This is a genomic window from Stenotrophomonas sp. AG209, assembly GCF_003550055.1.
Lineage (GTDB): Bacteria > Pseudomonadota > Gammaproteobacteria > Xanthomonadales > Xanthomonadaceae > Stenotrophomonas.
The window spans coordinates 2,292,605-2,316,210 of the sequence record NZ_QXDB01000001.1; the positions used below are offsets into that span (position 1 = coordinate 2,292,605).

Below are 23,606 nucleotides of genomic sequence, written 5' to 3' on the forward strand. Positions count from 1 at the left end.
GCAGGCTCAGTTGATCATCATGTGGTAGTGCATGCTCCAGATGATCCAGACCGACAGCGCGACGACGATGAACAGGATCACCAGGGTGAACACGAAGCTGGCCAGGTTCCAGCCGCCTTCGGATTTGCGGTCCATGTGCAGGAAATAGACCAGCTGCACCAGGATCTGCGCCACCGCGAAGCCGACCAGCAGGAACAGCGTGAGCGGCCGCGACAGCACCGGGTTCATCACCAGTGCGAACGGCACCACGGTCAGCAGCGCGCACAGCACGAAGCCGATCAGGTAGGACTTGGTGGAGCCGTGCGCATTGCCGGCGCGCGAGGTTTCGACGTGGGCCATGTCAGAAGGCTCCGATCAGGTAGACGAAGGTGAAGACGCAGATCCACACCAGGTCCAGGAAGTGCCAGAACAGGCTCAGGCACGACACGCGGGTGATGTTGGTCGGGGTCAGGCCACGGCGGTAGACCTGATGCATGACCACCGCCATCCAGATCAGGCCGCTGGCCACGTGCAGGCCGTGGGTGGCGACCAGCGCGAAGAACGCCGACAGGTAGGCGCTGGTGCTCGGGCCCGCGCCTTCGTGGATCAGGTGCGAGAACTCGTAGATCTCCATGCCGATGAACGAGGCACCGAGCACGAAGGTCACGCCCAGCCAGCGCAGCACTGCCGAGGTGTCGTGGCGATGCATCGCCAGCACGGCCTGGCCGTAGGTGATGCTGGAGACCAGCAGCAGGAAGGTCTCGGCCATCACGAACGGCAGCGAGAACAGCTCCTTGCCGGTGGGGCCGCCGGCGTAGGCGGTGCTGAGCACCGCGTACGAGGCGAACAGCGAACCGAACAGCACCAGGTCGGACATGAGGTAGACCCACATGCCGAACACCTTCATGCCGCCCTGTTCGTGGCCATGGTCGTGTTCGTGGTGGTCCTCTTGCGCCTGCGTGTCGCTGGCCAGCTCCGGGCGGGTCAACAGGTTCATGCGCGTACCTCCTTCAACTTGGCCAGGCTGGCCGCTTCGGTGCGCGCCACCTCTTCGGAACTGACGTAGTAGTCCACGTCCTCGTCGTAGGACCGCACGATCAGGGTGACGATCATCGCGATGAAGCTGGCCGCGGCCATCCACCAGATGTGCCAGACCAGGGCGAAGCACAGCACCAGGATCCAGATGTTGAGGATCAGCGGCACGCCGGTGTTCTTCGGCATGTGGATCGGTGCGTACTTCTTCGGCGGCGGCGGCAGGCCACGCTTCTTCGCTTCGTGGAAGGCATCCAGCTCATCGGCCTTGGGCACCACGGCGAAGTTGTAGAACGGCGGCGGCGACGGCGTGGCCCATTCCAGCGTGCGTGCATTCCACGGGTCGCCGGTCAGGTCCAGGTTGCGCTTGCGGTCGCGCACGCTCACGTAGATCTGCACCAGCATCAGGATGATGCCCGCGAACACGAACAGTGCACCGATGAAGGCGGCGATCAGGTACGGCGTCCACGCCGGGTTGTCGTACTGGTTCATGCGGCGGGTCATGCCCATGAAGCCGAGCATGTACAGCGGCATGAAGGCCAGGTAGAAGCCGATCACCCAGCAGGCGAACGACCACTTGCCCAGGCGCTCGTTGAGGGTGAAGCCGAACACCTTCGGGAACCAGTAGGCGAAACCGGCCAGGTAGCCGAACAGCGCGCCGCCGATGATGGTGTTGTGGAAGTGCGCGACCAGGAACAGGCTGTTGTGCAGCAGGAAGTCCGCGCCCGGGATGGCCAGCAGCACGCCGGTCATGCCACCGATGGTGAAGGTGACCAGGAATGCGATGGTCCACAGCATCGGCACGCTGAACTCGACGCGGCCGCCGTACATGGTGAACAGCCAGGTGAAGATCTTCACGCCGGTGGGAATGGCGATGATCATCGTCATGATGCCGAAGAAGGCATTGACGCTGGCACCGGAACCCATGGTGAAGAAGTGGTGCAGCCAGACGATGAACGACAGGATGCCGATCGCCAGCGTGGCACCGACCATCGACTTGTAGCCGAACAGCTTCTTGCGCGCGAACGTGGCGGTGACTTCAGAGAAGATGCCGAACGCCGGCAGCACCAGGATGTACACCTCCGGATGGCCCCAGGCCCACACCAGGTTCACGTACATCATCGGGTTGCCACCCAATGTGTTGGTGTAGAAGTTGAAGTCCAGGTAGCGGTCCAGGGTGAGCGCACCCAGCGCCACGGTCAGGATCGGGAAGGCGGCGATGATGATCACGCTGGTGACCAGCACGGTCCAGGTGAACACCGGCATCTTCATCAGGGTCATGCCCGGCGCACGCATGCGCAGGATGGTGATGAACAGGTTGACGCCGGTCAGCAATGTGCCGATGCCCGAAGCCTGCAACGCCCAGATGTAGTAATCGACACCGACCCCTGGACTGAACTCGATGCCCGACAGCGGCGGATAGGCCACCCAGCCGGTCATGGCGAATTCGCCAACGCCCAGCGAGATCATCATCAGCGCGGCGCCGACCACGAAGATCCAGAAGCTGAAGGCGTTGAGGAACGGGAACGCCATGTCGCGTGCGCCGATCTGCAGCGGCACGATGATGTTCATCAGTCCGACCACGAACGGGGTGGCCACGAAGAAGATCATGATCACGCCATGCGCGGTGAAGATCTGGTCGTAGTGCTCCGGCGGCAGGAAGCCGTCACTGCCCGGCCCGGCCGCGGCGAGCTGCGCGCGCATCATCAGCGCGTCGGCGAAGCCACGCACCAGCATGACCAGCGCCACCACCACGTACATGATGCCGATCTTCTTGTGGTCCACGGTGGTGAACCAGTCACGCCACAGCGGGCCCCACAGCTTGAAGTACGTCACCGCGCCGAGCAGCGCGAGGCCACCCAGCACCATGGCCGCCAGTGTGACCACGACGATCGGCTCGTGCAGCGGCACGGCCTCCCACGTCAATTTACCCAACATGTTCGTTACTCCTGGGAAACCTGGGCACCGCCGGCAGCACCCGCCGGGGTAGCAGCAGCGGTGTTCTCACCGACGCCGATGAACTGGTCGATGACCTTCTTGAACAGCAGCGGTTCGACGCTGGAGAAGTGCTGCACCGGTGCGTTCTTCGACGGTGCGGCCAGCGCCTTGAACTGGTTGAAATCCAGCGCCTGTGGTGCGCTGCGCACCTCGGCCACCCAGCGCTCGAACTCTTCGTTGCTGCTGGCGGTGGCGATGAACTTCATGTTCGAGAAGCCATGCCCGCTGTAGTTGCCGGACATGCCACGGAACTGGCCGGGCTCGTTGGCGATCAGGTGCAGCTGCGTGCGCATGCCGGCCATCGCGTAGATCTGCCCACCCAGCTGCGGGATGAAGAAGGTATTCATCGTCGAGTTGGAGGTGATGTTGAACGCCAGCGGGCGGTTGGCCGGGAAGTTGAGCTGGTTGACCGTGGCGATGCCCAGGTCCGGGTATACGAACACCCACTTCCAGTCGGTGGCGATCACGTCCACGTGCAGCGGTTCACCGGCCACGTCCAGCGGCTTGTACGGGTCCAGCTCGTGGGTCGACTTCCACACGATCACCGCCAGACCGGCGATGATCAGCAGCGGCACGCCCCAGACCACGATCTCCACCTTGGTGGAGTGCGACCAGTCCGGCGTGTATTTCGCTTTGGTGTTGCCGGCACGGAAGCGCCAGGCGAACACGAAGGTCAGCACGATGGCCGGTATCACCACGATCAGCATCACGCCGATGCAGATCAGGATCAGGTCGCGCTGGGCGAGCCCGACCATGCCCTTCGAATCCAGCAGCACCCAGTCACAGCCCGACAGGCCGACGCAGGCCAGGGCGACCAGCGCCAGGCGGATGCGGTTCCAGCAGATATTCATTGGAGGTCAACCCTGTTGAAGAAGCGCGCTTGACCGGCTCGCCTGCGCGCAGCGCCCGGGCGTGGAGCGGCTACACTGTGGGTACGAGGTCGCCTACAAAAAAGCGAACCACTCCAATCAAGCCCATACAAGATACATCATTGTATGGACTTGTGCATCTGCACGTATGGAAAAAACTGACCGATGACGCCACCTGCCGCCGGCCGCCGCCTGAAGCACCCCAATCGCACTTGGGTTCGCCCGTTCCGCGAGGGCGCCGGCCCGCTGTACCTGCAGATTGCCCAGCAGGTGCGCGAGGCGGTGGACGATGGGGTGCTGCGCCCGGGCGACCGCCTGCCGCCGCAGCGCGACCTGGCCCAGCAGGTGGGCGTGGACCTGACCACGGTCACCCGCGCCTTCGCCGAGCTGCGCCAGGCCGGCCTGCTCGATGCGCAGGGCGCCGGCGGTACCTTCATCGCACTGTCGGCCGGCAACCGCAGCACCTCGGTCGACCTGAGCATGAACATCCCGCCGCTGCTGGGCAGCGCGCCGTTCGCGCAGGGCATGGAGGCCGGTCTCCAGCACGTCGGCCAGCAGCTGGGCCAGGGCGAACTGATGAGCTACCACGTCGGTGCCGGCACCCGCGAGGACCGCGCCGCCGCCGTGCAGTGGCTGGCGCCGATGCTGGGCACGGTCGGCGCCGACCAGGTGGTGATCTGCCCCGGCGCGCAGACCGCGCTGTGCGCGCTGATCCTGGCCCGCACCCAGCCGGGCGAGCTGATCGCCGCCGAGCAGCTGACCTACCCGGGCCTGCTGGCCGCCGCGCGCGTGCTGCAGCGGGGCGTGGTGCCGGTGGCGATGGACGCCGAAGGCATGCTGCCTGAAGCGCTGGAAGAGGCCTGCCAGCTGCGTCGCCCGCGCCTGCTGTACCTGGTGCCGACCATCCAGAACCCGACCACGGCGACGATGTCGGCACAGCGTCGGCAGGCGCTGCTGGCGGTCGCGAAGCGCCACGATCTGACCGTGATCGAAGACGATCCCTACTGGTTGCTGGCCGGAGACGCCGCGCCGCCGCTGGCCGCACACCGCGATGCGGGCTGCCCGGTCTATTACATCTCCACCCTGTCCAAGTGCCTGGCACCGGGCCTGCGCACCGCCTACCTGGTGGTGCCGGCCGGCGAACCGATGGAACCGGTGCTGGACGCGCTGCGTGCGATCGCGCTGATGCCGACGCAGTCGATGGTGGCGGTGGCCTCGCAATGGATCCGCAGCGGCCAGGCCGAGGACATGGTGCGGCGCTTCCAACAGGAGCTGCGCGAGCGCCAGGCGATTGCCGCCCGTTACCTGCCGGCCCGTGCCCAGGCGCATCCGGCCGGCCTGCATGTGTGGCTGCCACTGCCGCCGCGGCTGGACCAGTACCGGCTGATCCAGGCCGCACAGGAACAGGGGCTGGGCATCGCCAGCTCCGATGCCTTCAGCGTGGAAGAGCCACCGCCGGGCAACGCGATCCGCCTGTCGCTGGGCGGCGCGGTCGACCAGGGCGCGCTGGCCGGGGCGCTGGCCAAGCTGAACGAGATCCTGTCCGAGGCCCCCGAGGCACGGCACAACGCCATCGTCTGAACCGGGTGCATGGCACTTCATCCATACAAAATGATATTTTGTATGCAATGTATGGATGAAGGGACGTGCCCCGATGCGCGCCGAGAAACTGAAGTTCCACCTGGTGATGGCCGGCTGTGGCGGCTTTGTGGTGCTGATGCTGGCTGCGCTGGCCTGGGTCTGCCTGCAGCCGCAGACCGTGGACGTGCAGGCCGCCGAGCGCCACGCCATCGAACAGTGCGTGCAGCGCAGCGAGGATCCATCGCGTAGCGAGATCCAGCGCCGCGCACAGGCCGATTCCTGCCGTGAGATGCGCAAGCAGTACGTGCACAAGTTCGGCCGGGAAGATTCCTGATGGGCGCAGCTGCGCCGCGTCGCCGCTGGCTGCTGCGGACGATGATCGCCCTCGCCTGCCTGTTCATGGCCGGCGTCGCGGCTGCGCTGTGGCAGTACTTCGGCTACAGCGCGCAGTCCACCTTCACCGAGCAGGCCATCGTCTTCGACGACTCGCAGCTGCGCCTGCCGGCCGATCTCGCCGGTGACACCGGCCGCATCCGCGTGGTGCATTTCTGGGACCCGGCCTGCGCCGTGTGCAACCGCGAGACCGGTGCGCACCTGAGCTACCTGATCAGCATGTACCGCCGCGCCGGCATCGACTTCTATGCGATCCGCCGCCCGGGTACCCAGGGCGAGCTGCCCGAGCCGCTGCGCAACAAGGTGATCAACCTGCCGACCATCGATGGCATCGAACACATCCCGGCCAGCCCCGCCGTAGCCATCTGGGATCGCCAGGGCCACCTCGCCTACGCCGGCCCGTACAGCATCGGCATGGTCTGCAACTCAGCCAACAGCTTCGTCGAACCACTGCTGGACAAACTGGTGCGCGGCGAAACCGTGCGCCCGAAAGGACTGCTTGCCGTGGGCTGCTACTGCCCCTGGCAGGCCAAGCGCTGAGGACGCGCAATGACATCACTGATGCTGGCCGGTGCGGCCGCTGCAAACAACAACGGCGGTCACCTGTCCGAACCGACCGATGGTTATGGACAGGCTCCCGCCGTTGGAAGCAACGATACGCCCCGACATGCTCCGTACATGCCGCGACCGGATGTCGCAGCCCGCGAATGGGTGCAGGACGTGCTCGCGCACAACGGGCCGATCTATCTGCGCATCGTCAATTCGCTGGAACGCACGGTGCGCCGCGGTGGTCTTGCACCGGGGCAACGCCTGCCCTCGCAGCGCGCGTTGGCGCAGCAGCTTGGCGTCGATCTGACCACGGTGACGCGGGCGTTTGATGAAGCACGCAAGCGCGGCCTGATCGAGGCGCGTGGTCCGCAGGGCAGTTTCATCGCACCGCCCAAGGCCGGCTTCGACCAGGTGGTGGACCTGAGCATGAACGTGCCGCCGGTGCCCGACGCCGATGCGCTGGCCGAGACCCTGCGCCGCGGTGCCGCCGCCGTGCTTGCGCGCAGCAACGCACCGAACCTGATGACCTACCATCTGGGTGGCGGCAACCCGACCGACCGCCACGCGGCAGCGCGCTGGCTGCAGCCGATGCTGGGCGCGGTGGACGATGCCAGCCTGTTGCTGACCGAAGGCGCGCAGGTGGCGTTGGCCGCCATCCTGGTCAGCCAGGGTCGCGATGGCGACGCGATCCTGTGCGACACGCTGGTCTACCCGGGGCTGCTGCAGGCCGCGGGGGCCCTCGGCCGGCGGCTTGTACCGGTGGAATGCGATGAGCACGGCATGTGCCCCGAGGCGCTGGTGCGGCAGGCTCGCGGGAGTGGCGCGCGGTTGGTCTATCTCAATCCCACCTGCCAGAACCCAACCGCGCTGACCCTGTCGTTGCAGCGGCGCGAAGCGCTGGCACGTGTGCTGGAATGCGAAGGCCTGCTGGCGATCGAAGACGATCCGTACTGGCACCTTGCCGAAGAGACGCCGATACCGCTGGCAACGCTGGCACCGCGTCATGTGTTCCACGTGGCGACGCTGTCGAAGGTGATCAGCCCCGGCCTGCGCACCGCCTTCGTGCGCTGCCCAAGCGCCGCGCATGCCGAGGCGATGGTGTCGGCCCTGCGCGCCACCCGGTTGATGGGGCATCCGCTGGTGGCGGCGCTGGCAAGCCAGCTGCTGCTGGATGGTTCGGCACAGTCACTGCTGGCGCAGGTGCGCACCGAGGCACGCGAGCGCATGCGCATGGCGCGGTATCTGCTGGCGCCGTCGCTGCTGCAGCGTGCCGAGGGCCTGCATGCCTGGTGCCGGGTACCGGCGCCGTGGACCGATGCCACGCTGGTGCGTACCGCACAGCTGCAGGGCCTGGCGATCGCACCGTCATCGGCGTTCTGCCCGCCGGGGGTAGTGCATCAGAACGGCGTGCGGTTGTCGTTGGGGCTGGCGGCGGACCGCCGGCAGCTGGAAAGTGCGCTGCGGCGGATTGATCGGTTGTTGTTGTCGGATGCGTTGCCGGCGATCGAGCGGTAGGCCAGGTAGTGCCGGCCGCTGGCCGGCAACGGCATGCATGGATCATGAGGTTGCCGGCCAGCGGCCGGCACTACCCCAATGCCGCCAGCGCCTGCACGAGGGCATCCATCTGCTCCGGCCGGGTGAACACCGACGGCGTCACCCGCACGCAGGCGCCGGAGTCCAAGCCATCGCGATGGGTGGTGAACACGCGATGCTCATCCAGCAGGCGCTTCTGCAGCGCGAGGTTGTCAGCCACGCTGGTGCGCCCGCGCAGGCGGAAGCTGGCCAGCGCACTGGCCAGCGCCGGGTCCGGCGAGGACAGCACTTCGATATGTGCCATCTGCCGCGCCGGCACGGTCCAGCGCTCACGCAGGTAGCGCAGGCGCGCCTGCTTGTTGGCCACGCCGATGCGCTGATGCAGGGCAATGGCGTCCGGCAGTGCCAGGTAGGCGGCGAAGTTGACCGTACCGGTATGCACACGGCTGCCCACCCGGCCATCGTCGGTTTCGCCCATGTAGGGATCCAGGTCGGCCACGCGCCCCTTGCGCACGAACATCGCGCCGACACCGACCGGCGCACCGATCCACTTGTGCAGGTTGATGCCGACGAAATCGGCCTTCAGCTGCGGCACCACGTAGTCGATCTGGCCAAACCCATGGGCCGCATCAACGATCACATCGATGCCGCGCGCACGCGCACGCTCGGCGATCTCCGCTACCGGCAGCACCAGCCCATGGCGATGGCTGACCTGTGTCAGCAGCACCAGTTTCAGGCGTGGCAGCCGCTCGAATGCGGCCTCGTAGGCCTGCAGGATCTGCGCGTGGTCGGGCACGGCCGGCAGCGCGATGCGCTCGACCTGCACGCCGCGACGCTGCTGCAGCCAGCGCATCGCGCCGATCATGCTGTCGTAGTCGATGTCGGCGTAGAGCACCTGGTCGCCGGGCTGCAGGCGGTTGTAGCCACCGATCAGCGCCAGCATCGCCTCGGTGGCGCCACGGGTCAGTGCGATCTCGTCGGCGCCCACGCCCAGCAACTCGGCCACCTGCCGCTGCACCGCCATGTACTGCGCCGGAAACTCGCGACGGCCATACCACGCGTTGCCACGGTTGACCTCGGCGGTGTGCCGCTGATAGCTGGCCAGCGTCTCACGGCCCATCGCCCCCCAGTAGCCGTTCTCCAGATGGTTCACTTCATCGGTGATGTCGAAGTGGCTGGCCACGGCGGTCCAGTAGCCTTCATCGCGGGCCAGCACGTCCGGCGCTACGGTCGTTGCGGGAATCTGCATGGGCGCAGCGTAACGCGTGGCGGCCATGACGGGCAGTGAAGACAGTGCAGCTGCGGCCGGCAGCAAGGTGCCGGCACGCAACAGGTTACGGCGGCGGCTGTCCATCAGAAGCTCAGCCGGTACTGCGCGTACAGGTTGGCACCGTCGGTGTCGTACGGCGCGTTGCGCGAGTAGACCAGGCCGCGGCTGGCCTGGAAGGTGGCTTCGTCCGGATAGCGGTCGAACACATTGTCCGCGCCCACGCGCAGGCTGTGGTGTTCGTTGATGCGATAGCCGACGGCCAGGTCGAGGAAGCTCATCGCCCCGAAACGCTGGTAGATATCGCCCACCGCATTGCCGCTGGAGTCGGTCCAGGCACCGTAGTAGCGCATGCGCGCCATCAGCGACCAGGCACCGATGTCCCAGCTGCCGGTGAGGCTGCCCTTGTGCTCGGGCAGGCGATCTTCGAACAGCACGCGCTGGGTCTCATTGGTGGCCACCGAGGTGCTGCCCTTGTCCACGCGGGTACGGTTGTAGTTGTAGGCCAGGGTCAGCGTCATGCGGCCGGCGCCGAGATCGCGCAGGTAGTTGCCGATCACGTCCACGCCGGTGGTGGTGGTATCGAAATCGTTGGTGAAGTAGTTCACCGAGGTATAGCCCAGCGGATTCGGCGTGCCTGCCGGAATGGCAAAGCTGGCCGACTGGCTGAAGCGGTCGGTGAGCTTGATCTGGTAGACATCGACCGAGCCGGACAGGCCCAGGTCGGTGCGCCAGGTCAGGCCCAGCGACGCGGTACGCGATTCTTCCGGCTTCAGTGGCCGGGCACCGAGCAGCTGCGCCAGCGGATCGTTCGGCGACAGGCGGCCACTGGTGAAGATCTGCAGCGTGCGCGTATCCAACCCCTGGGTGGTGCTGGTGGTGTTGAGCTGCGCCGGCGTCGGCGCGCGGAAGCCGGTGGACACGGTGCCGCGCAGGGCCACGTCCGGGGTGATCGCGAAGCGCGCCGAGAGCTTGCCGTCCAGCGTGCTGCCGAAGCTGGAGAAGTCCTCGTAACGGCTGGCCGCACCGATGCTCCAGCGCTCGCCCAGCGGCACTTCCATATCCACGTAGGCCGCCTTGCTGCGCTGGCTCCACTGCCCGGCCTGGCTGGCCGAGAAGCCCGGTGCACCGTTGGAGTTGGCCTCCAGGCCCGCGGCCGCGCCCGGGCCCACCGCGTACGAGGCCGGATCACCGGCACGCACCTGGTAGGTCTCCTGGCGGAACTCGCCACCGAAGGCGACGTTGATCGGCTTGGACAGCGCGCCCACCTCCCACTCGTAGTTGAAGTCGGCGTTGGCGTTCTTCTCGGTCTGGGTCAGGCGGCCAAGATCGAAGTCGGTCGGGCTGGCCGGGCCGAGCGAGGCATTGATCGAGTTCTTCAAGCTGTAGTCGATGGCGTTGCGGCCATACGACGCGCTGACATCCCAGCGCAGCTTCGGAGTGATCTCGCCACGCAGGCCACCGACCAGTTGCAGGTCGTTCTGGACGTTGCCGTACTGCGGGCTGAAGCCCACCGGATAGATCGAACGCAGGTTCCAGCCGGGGAAGATCGCCGTGGTGCGGTAGGCACCGGTGGTGGTGTCCGGGTTGCGCCAGTTGAAATCGCTGACGCCATCGCTGTGGCTGTACAGGCCAAAGGCATAGAGCTCCAGCGTGTCACTGGCATTGGCCTTCACGTTGAAGCCGACGCGGCGGCTTTCCAGTTCCGGCTGGCCCCAGCGCTGTACCGGATTGGGCACGTCCAGATCCGGATGCGCGGCCTGGAAGGCGATCGCATCCGGGCGCTGGCGGGTGCGCGAGGTGGCGTCGGAATTCGACGATTCGGCGAACAGTACCAGGCTGCCGTAGTCACCCAGCGACCAGCCGGTACGTGCGCTGAAATCACGCGACGCGCCATCGCCCTGTGCGTACTGCGAATAGCCGGCGGTGATCTCGGTGCCGGGGCCATCCTCGAGAATGATGTTGATGACGCCGGCGATGGCATCCGAGCCGTACTGCGCCGAGGCACCATCGCGCAGCACTTCGATGCGCTTGATCGCACTGGTCGGAATCTGTGCCAGATCGGCTGCCTGCGCCCCGCGGTTGCCGAGCAGCGCGCTGCGATGGAAGCGACGACCGTTGACCAGTACCAGGGTCTGGTCCGGCGACAGGCCACGCAGCGTGGCCGGGCGCACGAACACCTGGCCGTCCGCCATCGGCAGGCGCTGCACCACGAACGACGGCACCAGTTGCGCCAGCACGTCCTTCAGGTCGGTGGATTCCACCGACGTGATGTCTTCCTTGGTGAACACGTCCACCGGCGCCAGCGTTTCGAACTGGGTGCGGTTGGAGGCGCGGGTACCGGTGACCAGCATCGCATCGAGCTGGGTGGGCGCCGCTCGGCTGCCCGCCATGGCATCGACCGCATCGGCCTCCGCTGCAATCGCGCCTCCTGCGCTGGCCATGGAAAGGGCAAGGAGGATGGAACGCGAAAGCTTCGAACGATGCACGGCAAGGCTCCGGGAGGACGCGACTGGGCCAGCACCTGTTCGGACACAACAGGGCTGGACAAGGCGCGCAGTCTCGGCCCGATCTGTGAAGGAGCCATGACGTCAGTGCGACAACTTGATGCGCCAACCAGGGTTGAGCGCTACCAGAGCCCATCCGTAGATCCACGCCGTGCGTGGATGGGCAACGCCGACCCACGCCCGGTCCCTCATGGCCACGCACACGGCGTCAGCCGTTGCTGTCGTCGTCGAAACCGAAGCGGGCCGGCCGTGCCGTTCGCAGCGGAACAAACATCGCGAGGGCGAACACCACCAGGAAGGGAGCGGACAGGAACCCGAAGTCTTTGCTGCCAAACCCGATGAAGCTGGCACGCAGGTCACCGATCCATTCCAACCGCGTCAGCACCATCACCAGCCCACCGATGGTCGGGCCGGGAAGCCCACCGTGACCGCCCATCAGCAACGTGGGTGACAGCAACCCGGCCAGGAACGCGAAGCCGGCGCGATAAAGCCAGGGATTGCCCTTCCAGCGCGACGCGCGCTTCACCATCAGCACCAGCAAGGCCAGTGTCAGCACCGCGGGCAGCACCAGGTAGACAAGTACCAGTTCCATCATGGGCTTGGCTCCGCTGGTCGGGCATCCCACATCGTCGATCGCATTTCCCTGCCCCTCATAACGTCCATGAAGCGCGCATTGTTGCCGGTACGCAGGCAGCCGCAAAGCCCCGGCAGCGCAAGAACTGCTAAACGCCCTGCCTGAGGATCCGCTACTGTGCCCGGCATCGGAATCGGGGAACGGCAGGATGAGCGCGGCAGGCAAGGCGTTGTGGTACATCGAAACCCATGTGGACCAGCCATTGGCGCTGGCCGATATCGCCGCCGTAGCGGGGCTGTCGCCGTTCCATCTGTCACGCCTGTTCCAGGCCCGCACCGGCACCTCGGTGGTGCGCTATCTGCGGGGACGGCGCCTGACCGCTGCTGCGCAGCGGTTGGCCAACGGGGCCGGTGACATCCTGCAGGTCGCGCTGGGCGCGGGCTACACCACCCATGCGGCGTTCACCCGCGCCTTCAGCGAACAGTTCGGGCAGACGCCGGAGCGCGTACGCGAACAGGGCACCGATGGACTGGCGCTGGTACAGGCGATCCGCGTGGAGGATGCGCCGGCTGCCTGCGGTGAGGCGCCGCGACTGCTCGACACGCCCGCTTTCCAGGTGGCGGGCATCGGTATGCGGCATACCCGCGACAGTGGCGGTGCGATTCCCGGCCAATGGGCGCAGCTCAACCGCGAATGGCCGACGCCGGCACCGATCAGTTTCGGTGTGTGCTGCAACAGCGACGACGATGGCGGCTTTGATTACATCGCCGCACTGCCCGCCAGCACGCTGCCGACCGTGCCGGCGCACTGGCAACGAGTGGACGTGCCGGCGCGTCGCTATCTTGTGGCCTGGCACGGCGGACATATCTCGACCATCCGCTCGACCTGGTTCTGGCTGCTGGATCATTACCTGCCCAGCTCCGGCCTCAGCCTGGCCGATGCACCAGACCTGGAACGCTACGACACCCGCTTCGACGAGCACACCGGCAACGGCGGCGTGGAGATCTGGCTGCCGGTGGACGAACGCCCACGCTGACAAGGAGCTGAGGATGCGCATGAAAGCCACTGTGATGGGAATGATGCTGATGGCCTCCGCGGGGGGCGCCAGCGCTGGCGAGCCTTGGAAAGCAGGCGAACGCCACGGCACCACCACGGTGGCCAGCGCCGTGGTGCGCGATGCGCAACACCGCGACGCCCTGCGCTACACGGTCTGGTATCCGGCGCCCGCTGGCAGCAGGGAAACCGCCCTGACAATCGGTCCGCCCGATGCACCGCTGTTCGACGTCGGCCGCGCGGCACTGGATGCGCCGGTCGCGGGTGCACGCCTGCCAACCCTGCTGTTCTCCCACGGCAACGGCGGCAGCGCGCGCATGATGGGCTGGCTGGGCACCGCGTTGGCACGGGCGGGCTACCTGGTGATCGCGGTCGATCATCCGGGCAACAACGGTGCCGACACGATGACACTGCCCGGCAGCGTGCTGACCTGGCTGCGTGCGGATGATCTGCGCGCCGCGCTGGGGGCGGTGCAGGCCGATCCGTTGCTGGGTCCGCACGTCGATCCCGAACGGCTGGGTGTGGCCGGGTTCTCCGCGGGTGGCTACACCGCGCTGCTGGCCGCCGGTGCACGCCCCGACCTGCAGCGGCTTCTGGCCTTCTGCCAAGCGCATCCGGATGACGGCGTCTGCCGGCCCCAGCAGGAGGCCATCACGCACACGATGGACGCCCGTATTGCCGCCGCGAACTCATCCGCGTTGTCACCGTGGATCTCCCACGCCAACGAATCGCGCGCGATCCCTGGCGTGCGCGCCGTGTTCCTGCTGGCGCCGGCAATCGTGCAGGCATTTGCGCCCGAGCAGCTGTCCTCGTTGCGGCAGCCGGTATCGATCATGCTGGGCGAAGCGGACGCGGTTGCGCCTCCACAGAGCAATGGCCAAGCCATGCATGCGGTGATGCCGGGCTCGGAGCTGCAACGCCTGCCCGATGTGGGCCATTACGATTTCCTGGCCGCGTGCACTCCGGCAGGACAGCAGCGGTTGCCAGAGCTGTGCACCACGTCGGTACCGAAGACCCAGACCCACGCGCTGGCGGTGGACGCAGCGCTGCAGTTCTTCGCCCACTCCCTGCGCTAGTGGCGACCGGGCGTGGCCCGGCGCTACAGTGGGCACGTCCAGGGAGGATTGATCATGCGCCTGCTGCACCTCACCCTGCCGGTATCCGACGTCGCCACCGTCGCCGCGTACTTCCACGATGTGCTGCAACAGCGCGTGGTCGGCAACCATGTGCACATCGGCTGGAGCACGATCGAACTGCAGCCTGCGGCTGGGCGTCCGGTCGGAGGCGTGCACCTGGCCTTCAACGTGCCGGACAACCGCTTCAGCGAGGCGATGACCTGGTTGCGTGAGCGCACGCCACTACAGCGCAACCCGGCAGGACTGGATTACTTCGCGCTGGAAAGCAGCTGGCAGTCGCAGTCGGTGTACTTCACTGGCCCTGACGGCTTGATCCTGGAACTGATCGGCCGCCGCCGTTTGCCGGCCAGCGCGCGCGTAGGCGTATTCCATGGCAGCGAGCTGACCTGCCTGAGCGAAGTCGGCCTGCCCAGCCACGATGTCGATGCCGTGCGCGCGCAGTCCAACCAACGTTTCGGCCTGCAGCCGATCAGCCCGGCGTCGCCGCAGTTCGCGCCGATGGGCGACGACGAAGGCCTGCTGATCGTGGTCGCCGCCGATCGCCGCTGGTTCCCCGAGCAGAAGGACCTGCCGAATGCGCAGGGGCTGTTGCTGCGTGTGGGTGACGTCGCCGGCACCGGCGAACTCCGCGACGATGCCTTGGGCTGGCGGGTTTTCTCGACCTGACCTGCCGTTCCAGACCTGATGCGCGCTACTGCGTGCGCACACCCTGCCCCGCTTCAACCTGCGCATGCAGCGCCTGCAGCTGCGCCGCCGTCTGGTTGAACACCTGCAGATCGGCATCGACCAATGCCGGCCAGTCGGGCGCGTGCCCCAACAGCTGCGTCACCTGCTCGGTCGGCGCGCGGTCGAAGCCTTCGCCCAGCACGGCAAGATAGCGCTCACGGAACCCTTCGGGGTCGCGCTGGTCCTGCACATAGAGCTGCACTGCCAGCAGCCCTGCATAGAGGTAGTTCACCAGATAGTTCGGATCTTCAAACATCAAGCGCTTGCCGATCCAGCTGTTGCGCAGTTGCGGATAGCGCTCCGGATCCTGACCGAAGCGCGCCAGCACCTGGCCGGTCAGCGCGTCCAGATCATCGGCGGTGCCCAAGGTGCCCGCGGCCACGCCCCGATAGATCGACTGCTCCAGCTGCGCTTCCTCGGACGAGGTGAACAGCTGCAGCACCATGTCGTCCAGCAGCGATTTCAGGTAGTAGGCCTTGGCGCGCGGGTCCTGTGCCTGCTGGTACAGCTGGTCGCGGAAGCGCAGCTCGTTGTAGATCGCGAACGCCTCGGTCAGCCACTGGCTGCCATTGCGCTGCAGCGGCGACGCATGGCTGCGCTGCATCCACTCACCGTGCATGGCATGACCAGCTTCGTGGGCGATTTCAACATCGCTTTCCAGATCCCCCCTGCGCACCCCGACGTACAGCATCGCCGGCGCGCCAGGAGCGCTCACCGAGAACGCGTCCTGACTGCGGTCACCGCGTTCGGTGGCCAGATCCATACGCTGGTTGGCCGGATCGAGCAGCGCGCGCAGCTCGGCGACATACGCCGGGCCCAGGTGCTGCATGGCATCGGCGGCATTGTCGCGCAGCTGCGCCAGCGTCAGTACCGGCGGCGTGTAGCCGGCATCGGGCAGCGTGGTGTCCCAGAGCTGCGGCGCATCGATGCCGGAGCGCGCAGCGTGGCGCAGCAGCATGTCCTGGTAGGCGCGACGGTCCCCTGCATGACGTTCGATCGCCTGCAGCGTCGCGTCCACCGCCGATGCATCCAGGCCCATCCGCTGGTAGCCCCGCGCCGGTGCGGAGCCATCGCCCTGCAGGCGCGCGGCGGCATCGTTCACCTGCACCAGGCCCAGCAGCACCGAGGCCATCGGCTCACGGCGCGAGTGAAGGCCCTGCCAGTAACCCTTCCAGCCCGCTTCCCGCAACGCGCGGTCCTGCTGCTGGGCCAGTGCCTGCTTGTCGTGCCCGGTGTCCCAGTGCCGACCATCACGCTCGATCTGCGGGTACTCGGCACTGCGCAGGATCTGCCCACGCAGCCGCGCGAAACTGTCCAGCGCCGGATCGGCCAGCGCCTCCACGGCCTCATCCAGTGCGGTATTGGCCGGGGCTGCAGCTTCCTTCAGCGCACGCGCGCGCAGGAAGGCATACGGTGCTGCCCACGCCGCGCCTGCAGGCGCTTCGCGCAGCGCCGCGCGACCAGTGCGGGCGATGCGGCTGCACAGCCCCATCACCTGATCCAGCGCCTGCGCCGGGCGAAGATCGCGCGCGTTGCGGGCGGCCTGCAGATGCAGATAGCTGTGATGGCGCAGGCACTGCGCCTCCAGCACTTCGGCCTGATGGAAGCGCTCCGCCGGCGCAAGGGTGGATGCCTGCTGCAGGGCCTCGACACGCTTGCCAAGTTCGTCACGCGCGGCCTGTTCGGCGGTGGCACTGGCGAAGTAGGCGCGATCGTCGGCCCGCAGCGACTGCGCCTGGGCGCCGGTGAAGGGCGCCATCGCCAGCACGACGGCCATGGTGGCGGTGATGGTACGCATCCTGCGAGCCTGCATCGGCGTCTCCCTGCCTGGATCAGGCTCCGAGCCTAGCAGGCGCTGCCCGGCCGCGCCTGTGCCGGAACAGGCGTCAGATCGACTCATCCTCACGCTTGACCAGCGTCCAGCAGGGCGACTGTGCGAAGGTGTAGGTCTGCTGGTCGCTGCTGTCCGGCGTGCGGATCTGAACCTGTCGTTGCCCATCGGCCAGCGTGCTGACCTGCATCTCACGGCCCTGCCCGGCCAACGCGGCGGGATCGGGCATCACCGGCCACTCGACATCGGCCAGCGCCAGTCGGCTTTCCACCTTGCGCGGTTCCGGCTCGGCCTCGGCATCGATGTAGCTGTCCAGCAGCGGATCGGCAGTGGCCTTTTCCTGCAGCGTGATCTCGTTGCCGAAGTGCTTCAGGAACGCATCGAACTGCGGATAGGGGCATTCACCGCTGGCAGGCACCGGTGCGTGCTGGACCGCTGCCGTCGTGGACGACGGCGCGGGATGTGCAGGTGCGGCTTCCGCGGGCGTCGCCTGGGGCTCGGGCGTGCAGGCAACCAGCGCCACGCCACAGGCAAGCACCAGCACGGCAGCGGAACGGTTTCGACGCATGGGCTCATCCTGAATCCGGTTCGGTCGCCCCATGCTACCGCGCGCCCTACAATTCCGGCATTCCGCCTGTCCGAGATACCCCATGCGTCGCCTCCTGCTTCTGATCGGCCTGCTGCTGCCCGCCCTGTGGCCAGCGGTGGCGATGGCCGTCGATGTCCACGAGGGCGATCTGCTGTTCGTCACCGCCGGCCGCAGCGGGCTCAGCGCCGCCATCGACGATGCCACCGGCAAGCAGGGCGCACCCAGCTTCGATCACGTGGCCCTGGTCGCCGCGGCGTCAAACGGCTGGGAGGTACTGCATGCGGACGAGAAGGGATCGCGCCGGCAATCGCTGGTCGAGTTCCGCCAGGATGCCCGGGCCAAGCAGCGGCAGATCGTGATCTATCGCCTGCGCGCACCGCAGCAGGCAACGATCAAGGATGCGGTCGCCACCGCGCGCACGATGCTCGGCAAACCGTACAACACGTCATACGTGTTGAACGAAGACAGCTACTACTGCTCGGACTTCATCGAACGCGCGTTCCGTGCGCACCACGTGTTCGCACTGCAGCCGATGAACTTCCGCAACCCGCAGACCGGGCAGATCGCACAGCACTGGGTCGATCTTTACCGCGGCATGGGCATGGAGGTGCCACAGGACCAGCCCGGGACCAATCCCAACGACATGTCGGCGGCGCCGGTCCTGCAGCGCATCGGCGTGCTGGAATAAGCGAAGCCCCGCACAGGGCGGGGCTTCGCCAGTCACTCCGCGTGCGCGGCGCGGTCATTCTTCTTCGTCGTGGCCGCCCTGCTGCTGGTTGCGCTCTTTGCGCTGCTGATCCTGCTGCTGTTGCTGCTGCTGGTCACGGCGTCCCTGCTGCTGGTCCTGCTGATTCTGCTGACCCGGTTGCTTCTGGTTCGGGTTCTGGTTCTGCTGTGCCATGTCCGTTCTCCGAAAGCCACGCGCGGAATGCGGTGGACGGGGCCATCGTCTGCAGCGATTGGTTAATCACGCGTGGGGGGCGGGCTACATTCGTGTGTACGCGCGTGAATGAACGCGCAGAGCCCCTTGCGGCACAGGCAGATGAAGGATTCATGCGGGTTCGGCATGTGCTCATGCCCGCCTTGTCGCCATGCCCATTCATGGCGTCCTCCGCCGGAAACACGCGCTGAACGAGGCTGGCGTCCTGGTCGAGCACGGACGCCAGCCCTGCATTCAGGGCATCACCGGCGGCACATACGCCAGGGTCATGCCCAGTAGCCACAGCAGGCCCAGCACCAGCGGGATATGCACCAGCAGCTGGATGAAGGTGAACCCCACGATGTCGCGCGCCTTCAGGCCCAGCACGCCCAGCAGCGGCAGCATCCAGAACGGGTTGATCAGGTTCGGCAGCGCTTCGGCCGCGTTGTAGACCTGCACCGCCCAGCCCAGGTGCGCCTTCAGTTCGTTGGCGGCCTGCATCACGTACGGCGCCTCGATGATCCACTTGCCGCCACCGGACGGCACGAAGAAGCCCAGCACCGCTGAGTAGACGCCCATCACCAGCGCGAACGAATCGGTGCTGGCCACGTGCACGAACAGGCTCGACAGCCGGTGTGCCAGGGTCTGACCGTCACCGCCAGCGGCGTGGGTGAGGATCATCGCGATGCCGCCGTACAGCGGGAACTGGATCAGTACGCCGGTGGTGCTCGGCACCGCCTTGGCCACCGCGTTGAGGAAGCTGCGCGGGCGCCAGTGCAGCAGCAGGCCCAGCGAAATGAACAGGAAGTTGTAGGTATTGAGGTTGGCGATCGCCGTGATCACCGGCTTGTTGGCGAACTCGTTGAACAGCCAGCCGAACGCCAGCAGCGAGAGCAGCACGGTCAGCAACGGGCTGTATTCCAGCCATTCGCCCGGGCGCGTGCGTCGCTGCAGCGGCTCCGGCTCGGCCTGCGCAGCGCCGGGGAACTCCTCGGCGGTGCGGGCGCTGCCGGCGGCGGGTGCGGTCAACCAGGCAATCAGCAGCGAGGCCAGGATCAGTACCGAGGTCAGCGCGATCGACTGCCACAGGAAGATGGTTTCGGTGAACGGCAGCACGCCGGTGATCTCCACCAGCCCCGGCGGCATGCTGGCCGGGTTGGCCTGCAGTTGTGCGGCCGATGAGCTCAGCCCCATCGCCCACACCGCACCCAGACCGAGATACGCCGACGCACCGGCCGCGCGGTAGTCCATGCGCAGTTCGGTACGGCGGGCCAGCGCGCGCACCAGCAGACCGCCGAACACCAGCGAGAAACCCCAGCTGAGCAGCGAGGCGAGCATGCTGACCAGGCCCACGTACACCACCGCACCACGGCCAGTGCGCGGCACCCGGGCCAGGAAGTCGATGAAGCGCGCGACCACCGGCGCGGTGGCCACGGCGTAGCCACCGATGACCACGAAGGCCATCTGCATGGTGAAGGGAATCAGGCTCCAGAAGCCGTCACCGAAGGCGCTGGCGGTGGCCTGCGGGGTCGAGCCGAAGCCCATCGCGGCCAGCGCGACAATGACCACGCCCAGCACCGCGAACACATACGCGTCGGGGAACCACTTTTCCGCCCAGGCGGCCGAGCGCAATGCTGCACGCGCCATCCAGCCGTCCTGTACTGCTGCCGTCGAGGCCATCGCCTACCCTCCCAGGTTCGATGGACCGATTCTGGGCGGTGGGGTGCGGGCTGTCAGCCACCTATTGGTCGTAGGTGGCGGGGTCGGATCCCTCTCCACAGGAGAGGGCTCTGACCCCGAGCCGGGTATCGGCGCGGCAGAAGGGTCAGAGCCTTTTCCCGGCGGGAAAGGGATCCGACCCCGGGCGATCAACGCAGCGCCAGGTCCACGGCGATACCGGCAAACAGCGCGGCGCCCACCCAGTTGTTGTGCAGGAACGCCTTGAAGCACGGGCCGCGTTCGCGGTTGCGGCAGATCCAGAACTCGTACACCACCAGCGCTGTGGCGACGGCCACGCCGGCCAGGTAGTACCCGCCCAGCCCGCCGCGCACGCCGACCAGCGCCATCGTGGCCAGGAACAGCGCGTACAGCACGCCCTGGATGACCAGGTCGAGATCACCGAACAGGATCGCGGTGGAGTGCGAGCCCATCTTCAGGTCATCCTCGCGGTCGACCATGGCATACCAGGTGTCGTAGGCGGTGGACCACAGGATGTTGCCGGCATACAGCAGCCACCCCAGCATCGGCACCTCGCCCTGCACGGCGGCGAACGCCATCGGGATGCCCCAGCCGAACGACATGCCCAGGTAGACCTGCGGCAGATGGGTGTAGCGCTTCAGGTACGGGTAGCTGGCGGCCAGGAACACGCCGATGAAACTGAGGCCGATGGTCAGCCCGTTCAGGGTCAGCACCAGGCCGAACGCCACCAGCATCAGCACGGCAAACAGTGCCAGCGCGGCACGGCCGCTGATTGCGCCGGTGGCCAGCGGACGCGCCTTGGTGCGTTCCACATGCGGGTCGAGCCAGCGGTCGGCGTAGTCGTTGATGACGCAACCGGCCGAGCGGGTCAGCCACACGCCGGCGGTGAACACGAACAGCGTCCACAGCGGCGGCAGGCCGCCCGCGGCCAGCCACAATGCCCACCAGGTGGGCCACAGCAGCAGCAACGTGCCGATCGGGCGATCAGCGCGCATCAGACTCCAGTAATGCCGCCAACGCGGCGTCGCCGGCGACTGCGGCGAAGTGAGGGGGGTATCAGCCATGGCGATAGGATACTCCTGCCCCTCTGGCAGGGCTTTGCCCGTGGGGGGAGATTTGTTCGGCGAAACTGGATAGAATGCCGGTCCCGCACCGCTTCATGGCGCTGCGATGCCCGCCCCGGCACCGGCCGACGGCGCGGCGGTTCTACAACGCGCCCGTAGCTCAGCCGGATAGAGTAGTGGCTTCCGAAGCCATTGGTCGGGGGTTCGAATCCCTCCGGGCGCGCCATCTTCTCGAAGATGCAGGGTTAAAGCCCTCTCGGCGTATGGCGGCAGCGCTTCTCTCCAGGAGCCAGAGGCCGCTGGGGTCACCCGGCGACGTGGCGCCAGCCTTTACGGCTGGCCTCATACACCTGGCCGCGACCGGTACCCATTCCTCGTCCGACTTGCAGAAAGCACAACGCACAGACATTTGCCCCGACGCCGCCCTGAAGGATGGCATCGATCATGTAGCGCATCGGCGAGAACGGCTGATGGCAGAGATCGCAAACGGTGATATCGCCGCTCCAATACATATCGACCGCAGGTGAGACTTCGTTCTCGATCATCTCCGCCAGCTGCCGTTCGGCCATACTGTGTTCGCTATTGAGGAAGGTTCGTATCGTCTTGGCGAAACCCTGATCGGTGGTCATGAAGATCTCGACGAGCTTTCCTACCTCCTCGTGGTGCTCCAAGGCCATCTGATTCATCGGACGGATCGCGCCCTTGACTGGAACAATCGATGCTCCTTGGACGCGAACTCGTTCGGGACTGGGCGCGCCCTCGCGGAAGACCCCGTAGCTCAAGCCTAGATCGGCCATGATGTCGCCGTTCAACGACCGGTTTGCGCCGAAGTGGCAAGCAAGGAAGTAACCGGAGCTGTCGCCCGAGAAATGCTCGACGAAAATCCTGTCGAAGTCCGGCGGCGAGCCATCCCATTCGGGGTAGCCAAAGAAGCGCTCGACCGTGCCATTGCATTCAACCTCGAGACTGAAGGCCGGGACATAACCGGGGAAACCACATGCAGATGCGGCGATAGCGCGCAGAATGTCATCCGGGCTATAGACGATGAGATCGATCCGCGCAGACCCACCCTTGCGCTCGGCATATCTGATCAGCTGCATGACGATGCCGAGCCAGGCATCATTGTAGAAGAATACATTCTCGACTCTCTTGCGCAACGCCATCATCTGCGGTGGAGAATTCGTGCGCACCGAGAAGCGCAGGCGACAGTCGGATTCGCCGCCTTCACCCCGGATTTCATCGATGATCGTCTGGTCCTCAAGCCATGGGTCGTCGAAGCGACCGAAGCGATGAACGATGATGTCTTCCTGCGCGCCGCTCTCAAACCAGACATTGCCCTTCTCGGGGTGGGCAATCTCGGCTGTATCGGCGCCGAGGTCCCGGCAGGGCGCACCTCCATCGAAATGCCAAAGCGCATCCGACGCCTCTGCAACCTGGTCTTCGAGCTCGGAGAGATCGGAGATGGTCTCACGAAATTCATCGAGTTGGCAGCCCGAGAAATTGACCTCGATGAGTTTCATGTATTCCTCGAGGCGTAATTCGCGCTGTGCGAAATAGAGAAAATGGCGTCCCCTCAGGATCGGCTTGGTCGCACGGCTCTGGATGAGCACGAAGTCATCGAGACCGAAGCGCCGCACCCGCTGCGCAATCAAACCGACCGCGTTGGCGGCCGCCGCCTCATCCGGGAATCCCCAAAGAAAATGTCGCACTCCAATCTTGCGCTCAACCGAAAGCGTCGGCGGAACGATGGGATTGATCGCAACCGGAACGCCCCTCCCATCAAGGACGATGGCTCCGGCGGTCACTTCAAACGGTGCTGCGGCCGCAAATTCGGCATACGGAATCGCTAGCTCGTGCCACTCCACCGACAAGAGAATCAAGCGAACATCGGTGGCCTTGATCAGGAATTTTTCACGCAGAAGCGACTCGTACTTATACAGCTCCTGGATCGCCTCTCGTGCCGCCGCGTCGGTCCGTTTAATCTCGATGATCACCAGTTTACCCACCGCATCGCGCCCGAAGATGTCGAGAAAGCCCGAAGCGCCCTGTCGGTTTGGCAAATGGAATTCGGTATCGACCAAGGTCAAGCCCTGCTCGACCAGGTCGAGATTGGCGGCGATATGGTCGCGAATATCGCCTTCGGTGATCTTTGTCCTGGCCAAGAAGGCATCCTTTCCGCAATGCAGGCCCTGACTTTAAACCTGGCAACACCCTCTTGTCAGGCTCCAAACACGTGATGAGCACTGGAATCTACCCCGTCGCGTTCCGAACAATAAGAACGCTGTAGTCAGGGTTCACTATCCTCATC

At 66.2% G+C, this 23,606-nt stretch carries 21 protein-coding genes and 1 tRNA gene; 9 read left to right on the plus strand and 13 right to left on the minus strand.

Annotated elements, in window-relative coordinates; all coding sequences use genetic code 11:
- Positions 1–6 precede the first annotated feature (6 nt).
- From cyoD to cyoA, 4 genes are read right to left on the minus strand one after another with little or no spacing between them, the layout of a single operon-like run.
- On the minus strand, positions 7–339 hold the full coding sequence (cyoD, locus tag DFO63_RS10660) for a cytochrome o ubiquinol oxidase subunit IV (RefSeq protein WP_006399830.1): 333 nt from the start codon (positions 337–339) through the stop codon (positions 7–9).
- 1 nt (position 340) lies between these two features.
- A complete protein-coding gene (gene cyoC, locus DFO63_RS10665) occupies positions 341–976 on the minus strand; it encodes a cytochrome o ubiquinol oxidase subunit III (protein ID WP_080347486.1) in 636 nt (211 codons plus the stop codon).
- Positions 973–2,949, minus strand: coding sequence for a cytochrome o ubiquinol oxidase subunit I (cyoB, locus tag DFO63_RS10670; protein WP_014038802.1), 1,977 nt, complete (start codon positions 2,947–2,949; stop codon positions 973–975). Before cyoB ends, cyoC begins: the two co-directional genes overlap by 4 nt.
- A gap of 5 nt (positions 2,950–2,954) precedes the next feature.
- Positions 2,955–3,860, minus strand: coding sequence for a ubiquinol oxidase subunit II (gene cyoA, locus DFO63_RS10675; protein ID WP_049444111.1), 906 nt, complete (start codon positions 3,858–3,860; stop codon positions 2,955–2,957).
- 183 nt (positions 3,861–4,043) lie between these two features.
- Here cyoA and DFO63_RS10680 point away from each other — a divergent pair, with 183 nt between their 5' ends.
- The 4 genes from DFO63_RS10680 to DFO63_RS10695 are packed head-to-tail and all read left to right on the plus strand — an operon-like array spanning position 4,044 to position 7,916.
- A complete protein-coding gene (locus DFO63_RS10680; protein WP_049444112.1) occupies positions 4,044–5,459 on the plus strand; it encodes a PLP-dependent aminotransferase family protein in 1,416 nt (471 codons plus the stop codon).
- Positions 5,460–5,514: 55 nt separating this feature from the next.
- Positions 5,515–5,793, plus strand: a complete 279-nt coding sequence (locus DFO63_RS10685; protein WP_235434874.1) for a hypothetical protein — start codon at positions 5,515–5,517, stop codon at positions 5,791–5,793.
- Positions 5,793–6,392 (plus strand): DUF6436 domain-containing protein, encoded by a 600-nt coding sequence (locus DFO63_RS10690; protein WP_119006876.1) that lies wholly within the window; start codon positions 5,793–5,795, stop codon positions 6,390–6,392. The genes DFO63_RS10685 and DFO63_RS10690 overlap by 1 nt, the downstream gene beginning before the upstream one ends.
- Positions 6,393–6,401: 9 nt before the next feature.
- Complete coding sequence (locus tag DFO63_RS10695) at positions 6,402–7,916, plus strand: PLP-dependent aminotransferase family protein (protein WP_049444114.1); 1,515 nt, start codon at positions 6,402–6,404, stop codon at positions 7,914–7,916.
- Positions 7,917–7,986: 70 nt separating this feature from the next.
- Here DFO63_RS10695 and DFO63_RS10700 read toward each other — a convergent pair whose 3' ends face one another.
- The 3 genes from DFO63_RS10700 to DFO63_RS22350 all read right to left on the minus strand — a co-directional run bounded on the left by DFO63_RS10700 (position 7,987) and on the right by DFO63_RS22350 (position 12,522).
- On the minus strand, positions 7,987–9,288 hold the full coding sequence (locus DFO63_RS10700; RefSeq protein ID WP_119006877.1) for an aminotransferase class V-fold PLP-dependent enzyme: 1,302 nt from the start codon (positions 9,286–9,288) through the stop codon (positions 7,987–7,989).
- A complete protein-coding gene (locus DFO63_RS10705) occupies positions 9,288–11,690 on the minus strand; it encodes a TonB-dependent receptor (protein WP_119006878.1) in 2,403 nt (800 codons plus the stop codon). The genes DFO63_RS10700 and DFO63_RS10705 overlap by 1 nt, the downstream gene beginning before the upstream one ends.
- A gap of 226 nt (positions 11,691–11,916) precedes the next feature.
- Entirely contained in the window at positions 11,917–12,522 is a 606-nt protein-coding gene (locus DFO63_RS22350) for a hypothetical protein (RefSeq protein ID WP_259337416.1), read from the minus strand.
- Here DFO63_RS22350 and DFO63_RS10715 point away from each other — a divergent pair.
- The 3 genes from DFO63_RS10715 to DFO63_RS10725 are packed head-to-tail and all read left to right on the plus strand — an operon-like array spanning position 12,491 to position 15,137.
- Positions 12,491–13,318 carry an AraC family transcriptional regulator gene (locus DFO63_RS10715; RefSeq protein WP_101766242.1) on the plus strand — a complete coding sequence of 276 codons (828 nt, stop codon included), beginning with the start codon at positions 12,491–12,493 and terminating at the stop codon, positions 13,316–13,318. The genes DFO63_RS22350 and DFO63_RS10715 overlap by 32 nt on opposite strands.
- Before the next feature lie 13 nt (positions 13,319–13,331).
- Positions 13,332–14,411 (plus strand): alpha/beta fold hydrolase, encoded by a 1,080-nt coding sequence (locus DFO63_RS10720; RefSeq protein WP_119006879.1) that lies wholly within the window; start codon positions 13,332–13,334, stop codon positions 14,409–14,411.
- A gap of 54 nt (positions 14,412–14,465) precedes the next feature.
- Positions 14,466–15,137: a VOC family protein gene (locus DFO63_RS10725; protein ID WP_119006880.1), complete on the plus strand. Its 672-nt coding sequence runs from the start codon at positions 14,466–14,468 to the stop codon at positions 15,135–15,137.
- Between the two features lie 25 nt (positions 15,138–15,162).
- Here the strand turns inward: DFO63_RS10725 and DFO63_RS10730 are convergent, their stop codons facing one another.
- Positions 15,163–16,995 (minus strand): M3 family metallopeptidase, encoded by a 1,833-nt coding sequence (locus DFO63_RS10730; RefSeq protein WP_259337417.1) that lies wholly within the window; start codon positions 16,993–16,995, stop codon positions 15,163–15,165.
- A gap of 88 nt (positions 16,996–17,083) precedes the next feature.
- Entirely contained in the window at positions 17,084–17,596 is a 513-nt protein-coding gene (locus DFO63_RS10735; RefSeq protein WP_049444130.1) for a hypothetical protein, read from the minus strand.
- Positions 17,597–17,678: 82 nt separating this feature from the next.
- Here DFO63_RS10735 and DFO63_RS10740 point away from each other — a divergent pair, with 82 nt between their 5' ends.
- Positions 17,679–18,305, plus strand: a complete 627-nt coding sequence (locus DFO63_RS10740) for a YiiX/YebB-like N1pC/P60 family cysteine hydrolase (protein ID WP_049444131.1) — start codon at positions 17,679–17,681, stop codon at positions 18,303–18,305.
- A gap of 54 nt (positions 18,306–18,359) precedes the next feature.
- Here DFO63_RS10740 and DFO63_RS22120 read toward each other — a convergent pair whose 3' ends face one another.
- The 3 genes from DFO63_RS22120 to ubiA form a co-directional block, all read right to left on the minus strand.
- Complete coding sequence (locus tag DFO63_RS22120; RefSeq protein ID WP_014038817.1) at positions 18,360–18,518, minus strand: hypothetical protein; 159 nt, start codon at positions 18,516–18,518, stop codon at positions 18,360–18,362.
- Between the two features lie 273 nt (positions 18,519–18,791).
- A complete protein-coding gene (locus tag DFO63_RS10745) occupies positions 18,792–20,216 on the minus strand; it encodes a TIGR00366 family protein (RefSeq protein ID WP_080347488.1) in 1,425 nt (474 codons plus the stop codon).
- Between the two features lie 188 nt (positions 20,217–20,404).
- Positions 20,405–21,298, minus strand: coding sequence for a 4-hydroxybenzoate octaprenyltransferase (ubiA, locus tag DFO63_RS10750; RefSeq protein WP_005411493.1), 894 nt, complete (start codon positions 21,296–21,298; stop codon positions 20,405–20,407).
- 149 nt (positions 21,299–21,447) lie between these two features.
- Here ubiA and DFO63_RS10755 point away from each other — a divergent pair.
- A tRNA-Arg gene (locus DFO63_RS10755) sits at positions 21,448–21,524 on the plus strand.
- A gap of 79 nt (positions 21,525–21,603) precedes the next feature.
- Here the strand turns inward: DFO63_RS10755 and DFO63_RS10760 are convergent.
- On the minus strand, positions 21,604–23,460 hold the full coding sequence (locus tag DFO63_RS10760; RefSeq protein WP_119006882.1) for an endonuclease NucS domain-containing protein: 1,857 nt from the start codon (positions 23,458–23,460) through the stop codon (positions 21,604–21,606).
- Positions 23,461–23,606 lie beyond the last annotated feature (146 nt).